The organism is Marivivens sp. ABH4_498, assembly GCF_056160585.1.
In genome coordinates this window covers 426,147-440,160 of sequence record NZ_JBSWXL010000001.1, presented here as the reverse complement: position 1 = coordinate 440,160, position 14,014 = coordinate 426,147, and the positions used below count along the sequence as shown (strand labels likewise).

The window sequence follows — 14,014 nt, the reverse complement described above, 5'->3', positions numbered from 1 at the left end:
TGGATCGATGAATTAGAAAACGCCTCGCAATGTGCGGGGCGTTTTTTGTTTACAGGCTGCGGCGGGCGCGTAGGGCTGCGGTGATGGTGCCGTCGTCCAGATAATCCAATTCGCCGCCCACAGGCACGCCTTGGGCCAGCGATGTCACCGTCACATGGCCCAGTTGATCGGCGATGTAATGCGCCGTGGTTTGCCCGTCGATGGTGGCGGATAGGGCTAGGATCACTTCGGTCACGTTTTCGGATGTGACGCGGTCGATCAGTTTGGGGATGTGCAGGTCTTCGGGGCCGACAGCGTCCAGCGCGGATAGGGTCCCGCCCAGCACATGATAACGGCCGCGGAACACGCCAGACCGTTCCATCGCCCACAGGTCGGCCACGTCTTCGACCACGCAAATTTCGCCAGTGGCGCGGCGGTCGTCGTCGCAGATTTTGCAGATATCGGACGTGCCGATGTTGCCGCAGTTCAGGCATTCACGGGCGGATTGGCCGACGCGCATCATCGCGTCCGCCAATGGGATCATCTGCTGTTTGCGTTTCTTGATCAGATGCAAAACAGCACGCCGCGCCGACCGAGGCCCAAGCCCCGGCAGTTTGGACAAAAGACCGATCAGGTCTTCGATATCCTGTGGCCCGTCAGCCATAAATCAGAACGGCAGGTCCATGCCCGGAGGCAGGCCAAGTTCGCTGGTGATTTTTTCCATTTCCTGGCGCGACCGTTCGGATGCGCGCGACTGCGCGTCTTTGATCGCGGCCAAAATCAGGTCTTCGACCATTTCTTTGTCGTCGCCCGAAAAAATCGACGGGTCGATGTCCAGCGATTTCAGCTCGCCCTTGGCCGATGCCACGGCTTTGACCAGACCTGCGCCTGCTTCGCCGGTGACGGTGATGTTGTTCAGGTCATCCTGCATTTGTTGCATTTTGCCCTGCATTTCTTGTGCTTTTTTCATCATCTTGGCCATATCGCCAAGACCGCCCATACCTTTGAACATTGTCTAAACCCTTGGTTTTCTGATGCGCCGAATGGCGCGAATGATGGCAAACGCCGCAACGATCGCGGCAAATCCAGCGGACACATAAGGCGGAGCGATACAGCCTTCGGCGCGGGCCAATGCCCAAATGCCGTCCGTATCCGCCGCCCATAGCCGCGTTGATGTAAACATAAGCAGGAACGTCGCCGAAATCACCCCCAGCACCTGAAATGCGATGGGGCGGAAAAACGATCCGGGCAGCACGGCCAAAACCAGCAGCATTAGGATCGGGTTGGCAAATGTATACAGCGGTTCGGTCCAGATCGTGACCGCGCCTTTGTCGGCGTCCCACATGGGGCGCACGTATTGGCACACTTCTGCGAATGACGCGGTCGGGATCAGGGACAGGATCAATCCTCTTCGAAGGGGTCCCATTCGTCCTCTACTTCTTCCAATGCCTCTACGGCGGCTTCTTGTTGCAATTCTTTGGCGGTGCGAACCTTGGCGATCTTTGCCTTTGGGAACTGCGCCAGAACGGCCTGAACGATCGGCAGGGTTGCGGCCTCGGCCTTGCGGGCGTTGTCTGCGGCGATGTTCTGTTCGGTGATCGACGGTTCAGCGCCTTCGCTGACCAAAGTGATCACCCAACGGTTGCCTGTCCAACTTTGCAGGCGAGAGCCCAGTTTTTGCACCAAATCCTGCGGCGCGTTCGGGGCCAGATCACATTCGATCCGTCCGGGGCGATAGTCGGCCAGACGGATGAAATTTTCGACCTCGACCAGCAATTGCACATCGCGGTGTGCGCGGATCAGATCAAGAACAGACGCAAAGGTCGCATAGCGGGCCAGCGCATGTTCCGCCAACTGCGGTGCGGCGGATGCCATAGGGCCGGATGGGCCGCTGTGGGTTGGGGCAGGCGTGCCTGAATAGGCGTTTGTGTTGCCGCCGCCCGATGGCGCCATGCGCGGGCCGCCGCCGCCACCACCACCCGAAGGGGGCGGGGACGCGTTTTGCAGTTTGCGCACCAGTTCGTCGGGCGTGGGCAATTCGGCCACGTGGGTCATGCGGATCACGGCCATTTCGGCGGCCATCATCGCGTTTGGCGCTTGGGCGACTTCTTCGATCGCTTTTAGCAGCATTTGCCACATGCGGGTCAGAACGCGCATCGGCAATTGGCCCGCCATCGCCTGTCCGCGTGCGCGTTCATCGGGCGAAATGGTGGGGTCTTCGGCCGCGTCGGGCGTGATTTTGATGACGGACACCCAGTGGGTGATTTCCGCCAGATCGCGCAGGATCGCCATCGGGTCCGCGCCGTCAGAATATTGGGCCGATAGTTCGTTCAATGCCTCTGCCGCGTCGCCGCGTAGAATCATGTCGAACAGATCAAACACGCGGCCACGGTCGGCCAGACCCAGCATCGCGCGGACCTGTTCGGCGGTGGTTTCGCCTGCACCGTGGGAAATCGCCTGATCCAGCAGGGATGTCGCGTCACGGGCCGACCCTTCGGCCGCGCGTGTGATTAGGGCCAGCGCGTCTTCGGAAATTTGCGCGCCTTCGCCGCCTGCGATTTTCTTTAGCAGGCCGATCATCACTTCGGGTTCGATGCGGCGCAGGTCGAAACGCTGACAGCGCGATAGAACGGTGACGGGCACCTTGCGAATTTCGGTGGTCGCAAAGATGAATTTCACATGCGCTGGCGGTTCTTCCAACGTTTTCAGCAGCGCGTTGAACGCGCCGGTCGACAGCATGTGAACTTCGTCGATGATGTAGACTTTGTACCGGGCCGATGCCGCGCGGTAATGCACGCTGTCGATGATTTCGCGGATGTTCGCGACGCCCGTGTTCGATGCCGCGTCCATTTCGATGACATCGACGTGGCGGCCTTCGATAATTGCGGTGCAATGTTCGCACTGACCGCAGGGTTCTGTCGTCGGGCCGCCGTTTCCATCTGGGCCGATACAGTTCATGCCTTTGGCGATGATCCGCGCGGTCGTGGTTTTACCCGTTCCGCGAATCCCCGTCATGATGAACGCTTGGGCAATGCGGCCCGCGTCGAACGCGTTTTTCAGCGTGCGCACCATCGCGTCTTGCCCCACCAAATCGGCAAAGGTTTCAGGGCGATATTTGCGGGCGAGAACCTGATAGTTCTTTTGCGGGGCGTCAGTCATGGCGTCCTATGGATTCTGTCGTTGCGGGCAGAGTAGGGCCCCGCGCCGCCAAGGTCCACCACCGATCACCCATTTCGGGTTGATGTTGCGGGCGGGCGCGTCCAATCTGCGGCCATTAAAAATTAGGGACGCTGAATGACCACCTTTGACGAAAAATACGCCCGTGCTGTTGAAATTCTGGAACAGCAGGGAATTACCCGCACTGCTTATGAACCGCCCGTTGCACGCCTACTACGCCGTTTCGGCAAACCCGTGCGCCCACTGCATTTTATGGATTTGCAACAACTGGCCATTTTTCAGGGCGCAACATTCGGCGTGATGTGGGGCCTGTTCATGTGGGTCTTTATGTGGAGCCGCGGTTCCATGCCGATTTCGGTGATCATTTTCGCGATCATGGTCGCGGGCGTCACTTTTGGTTTGGGGTCGGCCTATGTAATCTTGCGCCGCGCAGCGCGCGCCGAACTGCCCAAATGGGATGATCTATAAGACAGGGGGGGTAAGGTGAGAGGCTGGACAACGACCCAAGCGGGGCTCGTTACGGCTGCTTCCTTCCGGACCTGACCGGGTTGGCGAGGCGCTCGCCCGCGCCAACCTCTCGATGCGTCAGATATGTGACATTGTCGATAAGATCAAGAGGTGGTTTCTTTCTCAAAGAATTTGCCACGATGCTTTGCATCGACGCGCCATAATTTCTTGCGCACGCCATCCTCTTCTAAGTGGCTGTATATGCCACCTGAAAATTTGGGCCAGTCCAAAGCTAAGCCACGTTTGACCATTTCAGCACTTAGGTCAGTGCCGTCTTCTAGGGTACATTTTGCGACTACACGATCATAGGATGCCTCGGGTAGTAGTTCTGCGATGACCTTTTGTCCTTTGCAGATCTTGACCAATTCAAATTTGGCCTTTTTTCCCCATGGGTGGTTCAGCTCAGGGGCATCGATACCGAAAAGCCTGATCGATTGACCGTTAATCCTAATCGTATCGCCGTCGACAACATAACACTTGCCGCTTAGGCGCGTGTCCACTGTTTTAGCTACAACTTTTGTTGTTGAGGTGCTGGCTGCTAAGTGCGTTTCGTTCTGACTTACCGTTGTTGTAACTGTCGTACGCGTTTCGCGGTAAGTCGTGATTTTTTTTGGCTGAACGTCTGGTTTGCGCTCTACTGGGTGTCCTTTGGCAAAATTGCGTCCAAGGAAATACAATAATTTTCTAAACATCGGCTCGCGGAAATTTATTCCAGATGAGAATGCAATGCCACGATGCTCTAATCAAGCGATCAATTAAATTTAGAGATATGCGGGGGAAAAGTGGCAGCCCGTAGGGGAATCGAACCCCTCTTTCCAGGTTGAAAACCTGGCGTCCTAACCGATAGACGAACGGGCCACTGTGTGTGAGGCGGCTTCTAATCTTGGTCGCGCGTCAGCGCAAGAGACAAAATCAATTCTTTTTGCGTCTGCCTAAAAAAATTCCTGTCAGGATCAGCGCAACGCCAGCCGTTCGCGCGATCGGGTTGCCGGCGTTTCCCAATATGATGTCCAGCACAACGCCTGATACCATTTGCCCCGCGATCACCAATACGGCGGTTTGTGCCGCCCCAATGCGGGCGATGATCCAGCTGCTGGCGGCAATGAAAATAACCCCGACCATACCGCCCGCATAGGCGATCAACGGCACGTCAAAGGCGTGCTGTGTCGGCATCAAGCCGCCAAAGATCAGGACGATCACGCATAAAAAGACAAAGCCGACCGCGTGATTCCAGAACGACGATTCCATTGCGCTGGTCGATAGCGCCAACCGCCCGTTAATCTGACGGCTAAGGCCGACCAAAATACCGCCCGCAAAGGCCATGATGGCAAATAGGATCATGGGCTATGCGTTCCCCATGAAAATGATGATCAGGCTGCCCAACACGATGCAGGCAAACGACAGCAGTTCGTTAAACGTCGGCATTCGCCGTTTTAACCCGAACAGCCCGATCATATCCGCGCCTAGCCCGAACACCATTTGCCCCGCCAAACCCAGTGCAATTGTGCCCGACAGGGCCAGCGGTGTGTTTACGGTGAACGACGTCAGTATGACCGTCACAGCGCCGGCCAAGCCCGCAAGATAGGCCCAAATGGGCGGTTTGCTGCGCTGTTCTTTGGGTTTGCGCCCCATCGCGACCAGCAGGACCAGTGCAGTCACCGTTCCAACGCCATGCGCGAGCCAAGACGAAAATAACGGCGTTGCGCCAGCTGCGGCCATGCCATTCAGCAATGTCATGATCGTCAGTAGACCGCCGATACCCAGTGCGATGATTGAGTAAAGTGGCACGTTTTTTGAATTCATAGTCAAATCTATGTCAGCCCGCCCCAGTCAATGCAACCTTTGAGTGCAAAAGGAACTGAATTTGCGGGCTTAACCTTTTCTTTGCCGAATTCTGGACATGATTAATGTGTACCTCGGTGCGGAATAATTCCGAATGGATGTCGCTATGCGCTGTATGTTTATTGCAATGACTTTGTCTGCCCTTGCGGGTTCGGCCGCAGCTGATGGCGCGTGGGCTGGATACAGCTATGTTGGTCAGGGGCGGTTGCTGAACAATGATTTCTTTGGCGACGGACATGATCGTTGGCGCACAGGCAGCTATCTGCTCGGTCTGGGGTTCGAAAATCCGCAGGCGCCGACAGCGATCCGTTCGCTAGAGCTGCGTCTGCGCGGCGAATCTATTGCGCCGCGCGGTGTCACGGGATCGATGGCGACAGATCGTGCTTATGCTGGAATTTGGTCAATGGGCCTGCATAGCCATCTAAACAACGAAAATACCGACCTAAGCTTTGGCGCTGATGTGGTCGTTGTCGGACCGCAAACAGGCATTTTGGGAATGCAGGAAACCTTGCACGACATTCTGGGTGCGCAACCGATTGATCAAAGCGTGAGTGACAATCAGGTCGTGAATGGTGTCTTTCCAACAGTCACAGCAGAATTGGGTCATGACTTTGTCGTTGGCAAAGGCGTGGCCGTGCGTCCATTCGGCGAAGCGTCCTATGGCGTCGAAGATTTCTTGCGTGTAGGTGTCGATGTGTCCATCGGCGACCAAGGGCAAGACGTTGTTTACGGGCGCGATCCCGTGACGGGCCATAGGTACAAGATCGGCGAATCTCATCAGACCGGTTTTGGCGTCATTCTGGGGGCCGATTATGCCTATGTGGATGACAGCGAATATTTTCCGCCGGATTTCGGCACGGTGATGGAAAATGAACGTCTGCGCGCACGGGCAGGGGTCGCGTGGCAATTTACGCCTGAAATGTCAGCCTATTACGGCATCACCTATTTATCCGAAGAATACGAAGGCCAGTCCGAAGGCCAGTTTGTGGGCTCTCTTAAACTCAATCTGAACTTCTAGCTGCAACACTTTGATATTTTTAAATCTAAAGGGTTGATTCGACGGCTTTCGCACGTCTAGATTGCCTACGTACCTGCGCGACAAAGACGCGGGACACATTGAAGGCATGAGGCAGGCATGAAAACGGGCTATCAAGGCACGTTTGTCATTTCCTGGTCGCAAAGTGAATTAGACGGCAGCTGGGCTGCGCCGATCGACCATCTAAGAGTCGGGGCGAGCTGGGCGTGGACAGGTGAGCCCATCCGTGTGGATGGCGCGAATTCTGTTTTGCTATTGGGCGAAGCGACCGGAGAGGCGGACATTAGAAAACGCGCGGCACAATCCGTGCGGCGTTTGTTATCGGCAGCAGTGTTGCCGAACGAAAAAGGTTTGGATGAACACCTCCAGGCACCTTTGTTCGAAAAAAGTTTCAATATCACCGATGGGCGGGGCACTTGGACGGTCACAGTGATCGATTTGGGTCGGTCGCGTCCGCCTTTGTTGATGTTTGTGGGCGAACTGCCACCGAAACACCGCGAAATGTGGGTGGTGTCGCACAACATCGATCTGGAACGCCCAGATCAGATCAGTGATGCACCGGGCGGCGTTATTTGTTTCACGCCGGGAACGACGATCCTGACAGACAGCGGGCCGCGTCAGGTGGAAACGCTGGTCGAAGGTGACCGCGTTCAGACCAAAGACAACGGCTGTCAGGAAATCCTGTGGATCGGAACCCGCCGCGTCACGGGCGCGCGCCTGTTTGCGATGCCGCATTACGCGCCCGTTCGTATGGCGGCAGGCGCATTGGACAAAGACGTCCCCGACGAAGGTTTGCTGGTGTCCCCAGATCACCGCATGGTTCTGAAAGGTCCGCGCGCCAGAGCGTTGTTTAATGCAGACGAAGTGTTGGTGACGGCCCGCGATCTTGTGAATGACCACAATATATATGTGGATCGTTCCGTGCGCGAAGTGACCTACATTCACATGCTGTTGCCATCGCACGAAGTGGTCTTTGCCAACAACGTCGAAACCGAAAGCTTTCACCCCGCCAGCGCCGCGCTGTCGCATCTGGGGGAAATGGATCGGACGCGTCTGTTTGATCGTGTGCCCGAATTGGGCGGCAACCCACAGGCCTATGGCGCATTTGCGCGCCGCGTGCTGACCTCTAGCGATGTTGCGATCCTTAGCCACGATTATGGAAGGCGCGTGTAATTGGGCTGTTGACTCTGACGCCCGCGCTTTTATAAGCCGCCCATTCATTGGTGTTGGTGGGCCCCGCAAGGGGATTCCTGTCATGGCTTCGGCCAAGAGGACAACGCCCTTCATAGTCGCCCGTTCGGGCGTCGTTAAAATCGAAGGATATCAGCTGTGACCAAACGCACATCTGCCAAGTACAAAATCGACCGCCGTATGGGCGAAAACATCTGGGGCCGCCCAAAGTCGCCAGTAAACAAACGTGAATACGGCCCAGGCCAGCACGGTCAGCGCCGCAAAGCGAAAATCTCGGACTTCGGTCTGCAGCTGCGCGCAAAACAGAAGCTGAAAGGCTACTACGGCGACATGACTGAGAAACAGTTCCGTCGTATCTACGCAGAAGCTGAGCGTGTAAAAGGCGACACCGGTGAAAACCTGATCGGCCTGCTGGAGCGCCGTCTGGACGCAGTTGTTTACCGCGCGAAATTCGTTGCGACCGTATTCGCTGCACGTCAGTTCGTAAACCACGGCCACGTTCTGGTTAACGGCAAGCCTGTGAACATCCCATCCTACCGCGTCAAAGAAGGCGACGTTGTAGAAGTTCGCGCAAAGTCCAAGCAACTGACCGTTCTGCTGGAAGCTGTTCAGCTGACCGAGCGTGATGTTCCTGACTACATCGAAGCAGACCACAACAAAATGACCGCGACTTTCGTTCGCACTCCTGGTCTGTCGGACGTTCCATACCCAGTTGTTATGGAACCGAACCTGGTGGTCGAATTCTACGCGAAGAACTAATCTTCGCCGATCTACAGAATCTCAGGAAAGGGTCGCCCGATTGGGCGGCCCTTTTCGTTTGCCGAGGGTCGATCCAGTGCTACCTTCATCCTAAAGTTGATTTTGGAGAAGAGTATGAAGGTTCTGATTTTCGGTGCGATCAGTGCGGTGGGTCTTATGGCTTGCACGATGGAGGGTGGGTCCACCATTTCAACGCGCAGCTATGCGCAGGTTTCGAATTCATTGGCGCAGGGCGCGGCGCAGTGTCTGAACGGGACCTTTGCAGCGTCCAGCATGACGACTGGCGGCGGCATGGTCAGTAATAGTGCATGGACTGTCGGTTTGGATACGTCGGTATCAACGTCGGGTGGTCAGACGGTTTTGACAACGCAGCGGACTTTGCTGACGGGCGCGATCGGCGCGGGGCCAGACAATACGGGCACTTGGGTTACCGCGACCGCATCGCCTGCCGCTGGTGGCGGGGCTGATTTGCAGGTGTCGGGCCGATGGGGATCCGAGCCCATTCAGCGGGCCATTCGTAGCTGGGCGAGCACGGGCCAAATTTCCTGTCCCAACATAGAATAACCCAAGCCGTCCCAAGGGGCGGCTTTCTATTTCTGGGCATAGGCGGCTTCGGTGGCGATCAGCGATTGTTTGCGCCAAAGCCCACCAGCATAACCGGTCATGGACCCGTCTGCGCCAATGACGCGGTGGCACGGAATAATCAGCGCGATTTGATTTGCCCCATTGGCCGCGGCAACCGCACGGACGGCTGTCGGGTTTCCGATGCTTTGTGCCAAATCGCCATAACTGACGGTGTGACCGGCAGGAATGTTGCGCAGGGCGGCCCAAACGGTCCGTTGAAATTGGGTGCCATAGGTGTTTGCCAACGGAACGGTGAATTGCGTTCGACCGCCCGCGAAATATTCCGCAAGTTCGGTTTCCGTTTGGTCGGTGATTGACGTCCGGCCAAATGACAACGCGTCGGTTTTCGCCAGTCGCTGTAGATTGGTAGCCAATGATTTGCGGTCGGGGAATTCCAACATGCGCAGCGCGGTATCATCCGCGATGGCGATCATCGGGCCCAGCGGCGTGTCTATGAAATCCACCTTTAGCGCGCTATCCGTCCGCAAATCGGCTGGCGACACCCCCAGCATCGCGGCAAAGCTGCTGCGGAAAGCCGCTGGGGAATCGTATCCTGCGTCTAATTGCGCCTCAATCACTTTGCCCCCTTTGGCCAATGTCGCGGCCCCTGTGCGCAGCCGCCGTTGCCGCGCCATTTGAATGAACGTCATGCCGAAATGACGGCGAAACAGGCGGCGGACCGTGGATGGATCCAGGCCCATGTCTGCCACGTCGCCTTCGGTCCAGCGTCTGTCAGGTTCGGTATCCAGCGTGGCCAATAGCCGCGTGATGACAGGGTCAGCTGCCGCGCTGGTGCCAATCGGATGGCACCGTTTGCAGGGCCGATACCCCGCCGCAGCGCAAGCGGCTGTTGTTTCAAAGAATTCACAGTTTTCCCGCAGCGGTTTTCGCGCGGGGCAGGTTAACCGACAGAATATCCCCGTAGACCGCACACCAACGAACGCGCGGCCCTCAAAACTGGGATCGCGGGCCAGTAGGGCGTCGTACAGGGTGTTGTCGTCTGGTAAAGTAAACAGCATGGGGCAATTATAGCGGCACAGTTGCACACATACCGCCTGAAAACGGGCAGCTAATCAACTGCGGTCTGGAAACGGCCCACCAGCAAGGGTAAGGAAGGGCACCAACCCAAGGGGCCTAAAATGACGAAATCGCCACAGCCACAGCCGGGCATCATGGACATCGCGCTATACGTCAGCGGTGAAAGCACGGTCGCTGGCAAATCGGATGTTCTGAAACTGTCGTCGAACGAAAATCCATTTGGATTTTCTGACTCTGTTCGCGATGCGTTTGTGCGGACGGTTGGTGAATTGCATCGTTATCCAAACACGGATCACGGCCCCCTGCGCCGCGCTATTGGCGAAATGCATAATGTTGATCCTGACCGCGTTATTTGTGGCGTTGGATCGGACGAAGTTCTGCAATTCGTGACCACCGCTTATGCGGGCGTGGGCGATGAAATCATCACCACCGAACACGGGTTTTCGATGTATCCGATTTTGGCAAAACAGGCGGGCGCTGTGCCTGTTACTGTCGCTGAAAAGGACCGCGTTGTAGACGTTGACGCCATTTTGGCCGCCGTCACCGATAAAACCCGTATCGTGTTTATCGCCAATCCAGCGAACCCAACGGGCACGATGGTTGAAAATGGTGAATTGATCAGATTGATCGAAAACCTGCCAACAGATGTGCTGTTTGTGCACGACGGGGCCTATACCGAATACGTCGATGATTTTGATGGCGGGCGCGCACTCGTGGATCAGTACCCGAATGTCATCATGACCCGCACGTTTTCGAAAATTTACGGGTTGGGCGGTTTGCGCATTGGCTGGGGCTATGCGTCCCGCGATATCATCGATGTGCTGAACCGTTTGCGCCAGCCGTTCAACCTAAGCCAGACCCAAATGGCCGCCGCCGAAGCCGCTGTTCGCGACCGCGCTTTTGTCGAAAAATGTCGGACCGAAAATGCGAAATGGCGGGCGTGGCTGACCAATGCGTTGCGTCAAATGGGCGTGGGCTGCGATGACAGCTATGCCAATTTTGTTCTGGCCCGTTTTGCCGACGCCGACGAAGCCGCCGCTATGGATGCCGCGCTAAAGGCCGATGGAATTATCGTGCGCCGCGTCGCGGGCTATGGCATCGCCGAAGGTCTGCGCATCACCGTCGGCGACGAAGCCGCCTGCCGCCGCGTCGTTCATGTTATTGCCACACAAAAGGGCGTGCGCTGATGGTCATGTACAACAAAGTCGCGCTGATCGGTTTGGGTCTGATCGCTGGGTCCATGTCGTTGGCAATGCGCCGCGGTAAACTGGCTGGCGAAATTGTCGGCTATGCCCGCAGCCAAGAAACCCGCGACATCGCGCGCGAAATCAACCTAGTCGATCGCGTCTGTGATACCGCCGAAGACGCTGTGAAAGACGCCGATCTGGTCGTTCTGGCCGTGCCCGTCGGCGCGATGGGCCCCGTGATGGAGGCGATCGCACCGCATCTGAAAAAAGGCGCGGTCGTGACTGACGTCGGGTCGGTCAAACGGTCCGTCTTTGACGCTGTGATCCCGCATATGCCCGAAGGCTGTCATTTCATCGGCTGTCACCCGATGGCGGGTACCGAGCATTCGGGGCCGCATTCGGGCTTTGCCACGTTGTTCGATAAACGCTGGTGTCTGGTCGTCCCACCCGAAGACGCCGATCAGGCCGAAGTTGACCGCATCTGCGATTTCTGGCGCGGGATTGGCGCGGAGATCGAAATTATGGAACCCGATCACCACGATCTCGTTTGTGCCGTCGTATCGCATGCGCCGCACCTGATCGCCTACACCATGGTTGGCGTGGCCGACGATCTGCGCCGCGTCACCGACCAAGAGGTCATTAAATTCTCTGCCGCTGGTTTTCGTGATTTCACCCGTATCGCTGCGTCCGATCCGACGATGTGGCGCGATGTGTTCCTAACGAACAAAGACGCGACACTGGAAATTCTGGGTCGCTTTACCGAAGAATTGTTCGCGCTTCAGCGCGCTATTCGGACGGGCGATGGGGATACTCTGTTCGACTATTTCACTCGTACCCGCGCCATTCGTCGCGGCATTATCGAGGCGGGTCAGGATACTTCGGCGCCGGACTTTGGCCGCACACCGACCAAATCGGAATGATCAAGGCGGGGGCGCTGATCTGTCTGGTCTTCTGGGCCAGTATTGCACAGGCCGAAGCGCCCGTAGACGCGCCCGCGCCCGCGGTGCGCCCGACGTCAGCACCGGAAGCGTTGCCACGTCCGTTCGCGCGGCCTGATGGGTTAATTGTTGCGCCGTCCACGCCGGAAACGGACAACGCGCGCGACAGTATGGCCGTCCCAGCTAGCCAATATGCGGTTGAAACGTCGGCTCCGCCGATGGCACGCACGGCTCGCGTCGAACGTCGCGCGGCCGAAGCGATCGCGGCCCGTGCGCGCGGCATGGTGTGCAATGATCCCGATATTCAGGGGGAATACATCGCGCCGATTAACGGGGCGGGGGCCTGCGGCGTGGATCAACCCGTGCGGCTGCGGTCTGTTGCTGGCGTGACCTTTAGTGACCGCCCGACGATCGATTGCACGACGGCTGTTGCGTTGAAAAACTGGGTAGAACGCAGCGCAATCCCCGCGATCGGCAGCGAAGGTGGCGGGTTAGAGCGGCTCAACCTGATGGGCCATTATTCCTGTCGCAACCGTAACGGAGCGGCGTCTGGACGATTGTCCGAACATGCTTTTGGTCGGGCGATTGATATCGGCGGTTTCAGGTTGCGCGACGGTAGTGTAATTTCCGTTCTAAATGGTTGGGGTACCCGCGCAGATGGTCGCCAGTTACGCGAAATGCACCGCGGAGCCTGTGGAATTTTTGGCACCGTGTTGGGGCCAGAGGCAAACGCCGCACATCGAAACCATTTCCATTTTGACACCGCCCGTTATCGCAGCGGCAGCTATTGCCGCTAACGCAGACGCGGGGCGGGGCCTAATGGGAACGGCCCCAGTTTGATTTGCCCACCAGCAAAGATCAGCGGCAAATTTACCCGCCCGTTTTCATCGGCCATCCCGCCAATCATCGCGCTGTATCCGAATACCGTTCCGCGATCGATCACGCCCGCGTCGGCCAGCAGCTTCACCAACATTTGCCAACCGCTGGCCGATAAATCGAGCCGTCCAGTTGGGGTGCCGAATGCGTCGATTTCCAGATCGCCAGCCACGGTCACATCCAATTCGCCCCAGTTCATTTGCAGCGGTGCAAATGCGATGGATTGCAGCGGGTTAGGAGCCTGATCCGTGGCCGACAACACGCGATCAAACGTGACCGTTCCGTCGAAATCGACCAGTTCAACGTTTTGTAGGTTCGGATTGTCGATGATTTGGGCGGGCAATTGAATGTCTGTGCCCGACGCGCTCAACGCATAAGTCGGCAGGTCGGTGCCCTGTAGGTCGATCATTAGCGCCCCGAACGCCATCTGCAAACGGCCAGTGATTTCGGCGTTTGTCATCTGGGTCCGCAGCGAGCCGATTTCGGCATTCGGGTTTAGGCGAAAACCAACATCGATCCATTGATCATCGGCTGATTGCGTGAAGCCTGCGATCGACACCGCGCCTGTGATATCTGCGCGAACGTGATTTGGCGCGAACAATGGGGTCGAAATGCCGATGTTTTCCACCGTTGTGCCGCTGCGAAATGACATGTCGGTAACGGTCGATCCGACGCGCAGCGGGTTCAGCATCCAACGCGGATCATCATGGGTCACCAGATCGCCGTTGGCCGATAAATCCGTTAGGACCGAGGTCGCCAATTTAGAATACCCATAGCTGCCCAGACCCCAAATCGTTGCATAGGCAATGCCCAACCCGATCACCCAACGACGTGCACCCATTTTCGGCCCCTTCACCTTT

17 protein-coding genes, 1 tRNA gene and 1 other RNA gene are annotated in these 14,014 nt (G+C 57.1%); 8 read left to right on the top strand and 11 right to left on the bottom strand.

Annotation, left to right across the window (positions count from 1 at the left end):
• Nucleotides 1–49: 49 nt before the first annotated feature.
• The 4 genes from recR to ACXAGA_RS02210 are packed head-to-tail and all read right to left on the bottom strand — an operon-like array spanning nucleotide 50 to nucleotide 3,138.
• Nucleotides 50–643 carry a recombination mediator RecR gene (gene recR / locus ACXAGA_RS02225; protein WP_475115880.1) on the bottom strand — a complete coding sequence of 198 codons (594 nt, stop codon included), beginning with the start codon at nucleotides 641–643 and terminating at the stop codon, nucleotides 50–52.
• 3 nt (nucleotides 644–646) lie between these two features.
• On the bottom strand, nucleotides 647–991 hold the full coding sequence (locus tag ACXAGA_RS02220) for a YbaB/EbfC family nucleoid-associated protein (RefSeq protein ID WP_086451612.1): 345 nt from the start codon (nucleotides 989–991) through the stop codon (nucleotides 647–649).
• 3 nt (nucleotides 992–994) lie between these two features.
• Nucleotides 995–1,405, bottom strand: a complete 411-nt coding sequence (locus ACXAGA_RS02215) for a hypothetical protein (protein ID WP_475115879.1) — start codon at nucleotides 1,403–1,405, stop codon at nucleotides 995–997.
• Nucleotides 1,381–3,138: a DNA polymerase III subunit gamma/tau gene (locus tag ACXAGA_RS02210; RefSeq protein ID WP_475115878.1), complete on the bottom strand. Its 1,758-nt coding sequence runs from the start codon at nucleotides 3,136–3,138 to the stop codon at nucleotides 1,381–1,383. The genes ACXAGA_RS02215 and ACXAGA_RS02210 overlap by 25 nt, the downstream gene beginning before the upstream one ends.
• 135 nt (nucleotides 3,139–3,273) lie before the next feature.
• Between ACXAGA_RS02210 and ACXAGA_RS02205 the strand changes: the two genes are divergently transcribed.
• Entirely contained in the window at nucleotides 3,274–3,624 is a 351-nt protein-coding gene (locus ACXAGA_RS02205; RefSeq protein WP_475115877.1) for a DUF6404 family protein, read from the top strand.
• Between the two features lie 14 nt (nucleotides 3,625–3,638).
• Here ACXAGA_RS02205 and ffs read toward each other — a convergent pair.
• The 5 genes from ffs to ACXAGA_RS02180 all read right to left on the bottom strand — a co-directional run bounded on the left by ffs (nucleotide 3,639) and on the right by ACXAGA_RS02180 (nucleotide 5,466).
• An RNA gene (ffs, locus tag ACXAGA_RS02200) (signal recognition particle sRNA small type) lies at nucleotides 3,639–3,735 on the bottom strand.
• A 32-nt stretch (nucleotides 3,736–3,767) separates the two neighbouring features.
• The gene (locus tag ACXAGA_RS02195; protein WP_475115876.1) at nucleotides 3,768–4,355 is read right to left on the bottom strand and encodes a thermonuclease family protein; all 588 of its coding nucleotides are present in this window, start codon (nucleotides 4,353–4,355) and stop codon (nucleotides 3,768–3,770) included.
• Nucleotides 4,356–4,446: 91 nt separating this feature from the next.
• Nucleotides 4,447–4,521: transfer RNA gene (locus ACXAGA_RS02190), tRNA-Glu, on the bottom strand.
• 54 nt (nucleotides 4,522–4,575) lie between these two features.
• On the bottom strand, nucleotides 4,576–5,004 hold the full coding sequence (locus ACXAGA_RS02185) for a DMT family transporter (protein ID WP_475115875.1): 429 nt from the start codon (nucleotides 5,002–5,004) through the stop codon (nucleotides 4,576–4,578).
• A 3-nt stretch (nucleotides 5,005–5,007) separates the two neighbouring features.
• Nucleotides 5,008–5,466 (bottom strand): DMT family transporter, encoded by a 459-nt coding sequence (locus ACXAGA_RS02180; protein ID WP_475115874.1) that lies wholly within the window; start codon nucleotides 5,464–5,466, stop codon nucleotides 5,008–5,010.
• A gap of 145 nt (nucleotides 5,467–5,611) precedes the next feature.
• Here ACXAGA_RS02180 and ACXAGA_RS02175 point away from each other — a divergent pair, with 145 nt between their 5' ends.
• From ACXAGA_RS02175 to ACXAGA_RS02160, 4 genes are all read left to right on the top strand, one after another.
• Nucleotides 5,612–6,523, top strand: coding sequence for a lipid A-modifier LpxR family protein (locus tag ACXAGA_RS02175; protein ID WP_475115873.1), 912 nt, complete (start codon nucleotides 5,612–5,614; stop codon nucleotides 6,521–6,523).
• A 117-nt stretch (nucleotides 6,524–6,640) separates the two neighbouring features.
• Nucleotides 6,641–7,714, top strand: coding sequence for a Hint domain-containing protein (locus tag ACXAGA_RS02170; RefSeq protein WP_475115872.1), 1,074 nt, complete (start codon nucleotides 6,641–6,643; stop codon nucleotides 7,712–7,714).
• A gap of 156 nt (nucleotides 7,715–7,870) precedes the next feature.
• Complete coding sequence (gene rpsD, locus ACXAGA_RS02165) at nucleotides 7,871–8,491, top strand: 30S ribosomal protein S4 (protein ID WP_475115871.1); 621 nt, start codon at nucleotides 7,871–7,873, stop codon at nucleotides 8,489–8,491.
• Nucleotides 8,492–8,605: 114 nt separating this feature from the next.
• A complete protein-coding gene (locus ACXAGA_RS02160; protein WP_475115870.1) occupies nucleotides 8,606–9,055 on the top strand; it encodes a hypothetical protein in 450 nt (149 codons plus the stop codon).
• A 26-nt stretch (nucleotides 9,056–9,081) separates the two neighbouring features.
• Here ACXAGA_RS02160 and ACXAGA_RS02155 read toward each other — a convergent pair whose 3' ends face one another.
• Entirely contained in the window at nucleotides 9,082–10,134 is a 1,053-nt protein-coding gene (locus tag ACXAGA_RS02155) for a bifunctional transcriptional activator/DNA repair enzyme AdaA (RefSeq protein ID WP_475115869.1), read from the bottom strand.
• A 120-nt stretch (nucleotides 10,135–10,254) separates the two neighbouring features.
• On the opposite strand from ACXAGA_RS02155, the gene hisC reads away from it, so the two are divergent.
• The 3 genes from hisC to ACXAGA_RS02140 are packed head-to-tail and all read left to right on the top strand — an operon-like array spanning nucleotide 10,255 to nucleotide 13,075.
• Nucleotides 10,255–11,340: a histidinol-phosphate transaminase gene (gene hisC, locus ACXAGA_RS02150; protein ID WP_475115868.1), complete on the top strand. Its 1,086-nt coding sequence runs from the start codon at nucleotides 10,255–10,257 to the stop codon at nucleotides 11,338–11,340.
• Complete coding sequence (locus ACXAGA_RS02145) at nucleotides 11,340–12,260, top strand: prephenate/arogenate dehydrogenase family protein (protein WP_475115867.1); 921 nt, start codon at nucleotides 11,340–11,342, stop codon at nucleotides 12,258–12,260. Before hisC ends, ACXAGA_RS02145 begins: the two co-directional genes overlap by 1 nt.
• Nucleotides 12,257–13,075, top strand: coding sequence for an extensin-like domain-containing protein (locus ACXAGA_RS02140; RefSeq protein ID WP_475115866.1), 819 nt, complete (start codon nucleotides 12,257–12,259; stop codon nucleotides 13,073–13,075). Before ACXAGA_RS02145 ends, ACXAGA_RS02140 begins: the two co-directional genes overlap by 4 nt.
• On the opposite strand, the gene ACXAGA_RS02135 is transcribed toward ACXAGA_RS02140, so the two are convergent.
• A complete protein-coding gene (locus ACXAGA_RS02135) occupies nucleotides 13,072–13,995 on the bottom strand; it encodes a DUF2125 domain-containing protein (protein WP_475115865.1) in 924 nt (307 codons plus the stop codon). The genes ACXAGA_RS02140 and ACXAGA_RS02135 overlap by 4 nt on opposite strands.
• Nucleotides 13,996–14,014 lie beyond the last annotated feature (19 nt).

Bases quoted from the DNA above. Each gene is read 5' to 3' on its own strand.
- ACXAGA_RS02195 (WP_475115876.1), bottom strand. From the start codon at position 4,355: ATGTTTAGAAAATTATTGTATTTCCTTGGACGCAATTTTGCCAAAGGA.
- ACXAGA_RS02175 (WP_475115873.1), top strand. From the start codon at position 5,612: ATGCGCTGTATGTTTATTGCAATGACTTTGTCTGCCCTTGCGGGTTCG.
- ACXAGA_RS02180 (WP_475115874.1), bottom strand. From the start codon at position 5,466: ATGAATTCAAAAAACGTGCCACTTTACTCAATCATCGCACTGGGTATC.
- ACXAGA_RS02185 (WP_475115875.1), bottom strand. From the start codon at position 5,004: ATGATCCTATTTGCCATCATGGCCTTTGCGGGCGGTATTTTGGTCGGC.
- ACXAGA_RS02205 (WP_475115877.1), top strand. From the start codon at position 3,274: ATGACCACCTTTGACGAAAAATACGCCCGTGCTGTTGAAATTCTGGAA.
- ACXAGA_RS02170 (WP_475115872.1), top strand. From the start codon at position 6,641: ATGAAAACGGGCTATCAAGGCACGTTTGTCATTTCCTGGTCGCAAAGT.
- ACXAGA_RS02145 (WP_475115867.1), top strand. From the start codon at position 11,340: ATGGTCATGTACAACAAAGTCGCGCTGATCGGTTTGGGTCTGATCGCT.
- recR (WP_475115880.1), bottom strand. From the start codon at position 643: ATGGCTGACGGGCCACAGGATATCGAAGACCTGATCGGTCTTTTGTCC.
- ACXAGA_RS02215 (WP_475115879.1), bottom strand. From the start codon at position 1,405: ATGGGACCCCTTCGAAGAGGATTGATCCTGTCCCTGATCCCGACCGCG.
- ACXAGA_RS02160 (WP_475115870.1), top strand. From the start codon at position 8,606: ATGAAGGTTCTGATTTTCGGTGCGATCAGTGCGGTGGGTCTTATGGCT.
- ACXAGA_RS02135 (WP_475115865.1), bottom strand. From the start codon at position 13,995: ATGGGTGCACGTCGTTGGGTGATCGGGTTGGGCATTGCCTATGCAACG.
- ACXAGA_RS02155 (WP_475115869.1), bottom strand. From the start codon at position 10,134: ATGCTGTTTACTTTACCAGACGACAACACCCTGTACGACGCCCTACTG.
- ACXAGA_RS02140 (WP_475115866.1), top strand. From the start codon at position 12,257: ATGATCAAGGCGGGGGCGCTGATCTGTCTGGTCTTCTGGGCCAGTATT.
- ACXAGA_RS02210 (WP_475115878.1), bottom strand. From the start codon at position 3,138: ATGACTGACGCCCCGCAAAAGAACTATCAGGTTCTCGCCCGCAAATAT.
- hisC (WP_475115868.1), top strand. From the start codon at position 10,255: ATGACGAAATCGCCACAGCCACAGCCGGGCATCATGGACATCGCGCTA.
- ACXAGA_RS02220 (WP_086451612.1), bottom strand. From the start codon at position 991: ATGTTCAAAGGTATGGGCGGTCTTGGCGATATGGCCAAGATGATGAAA.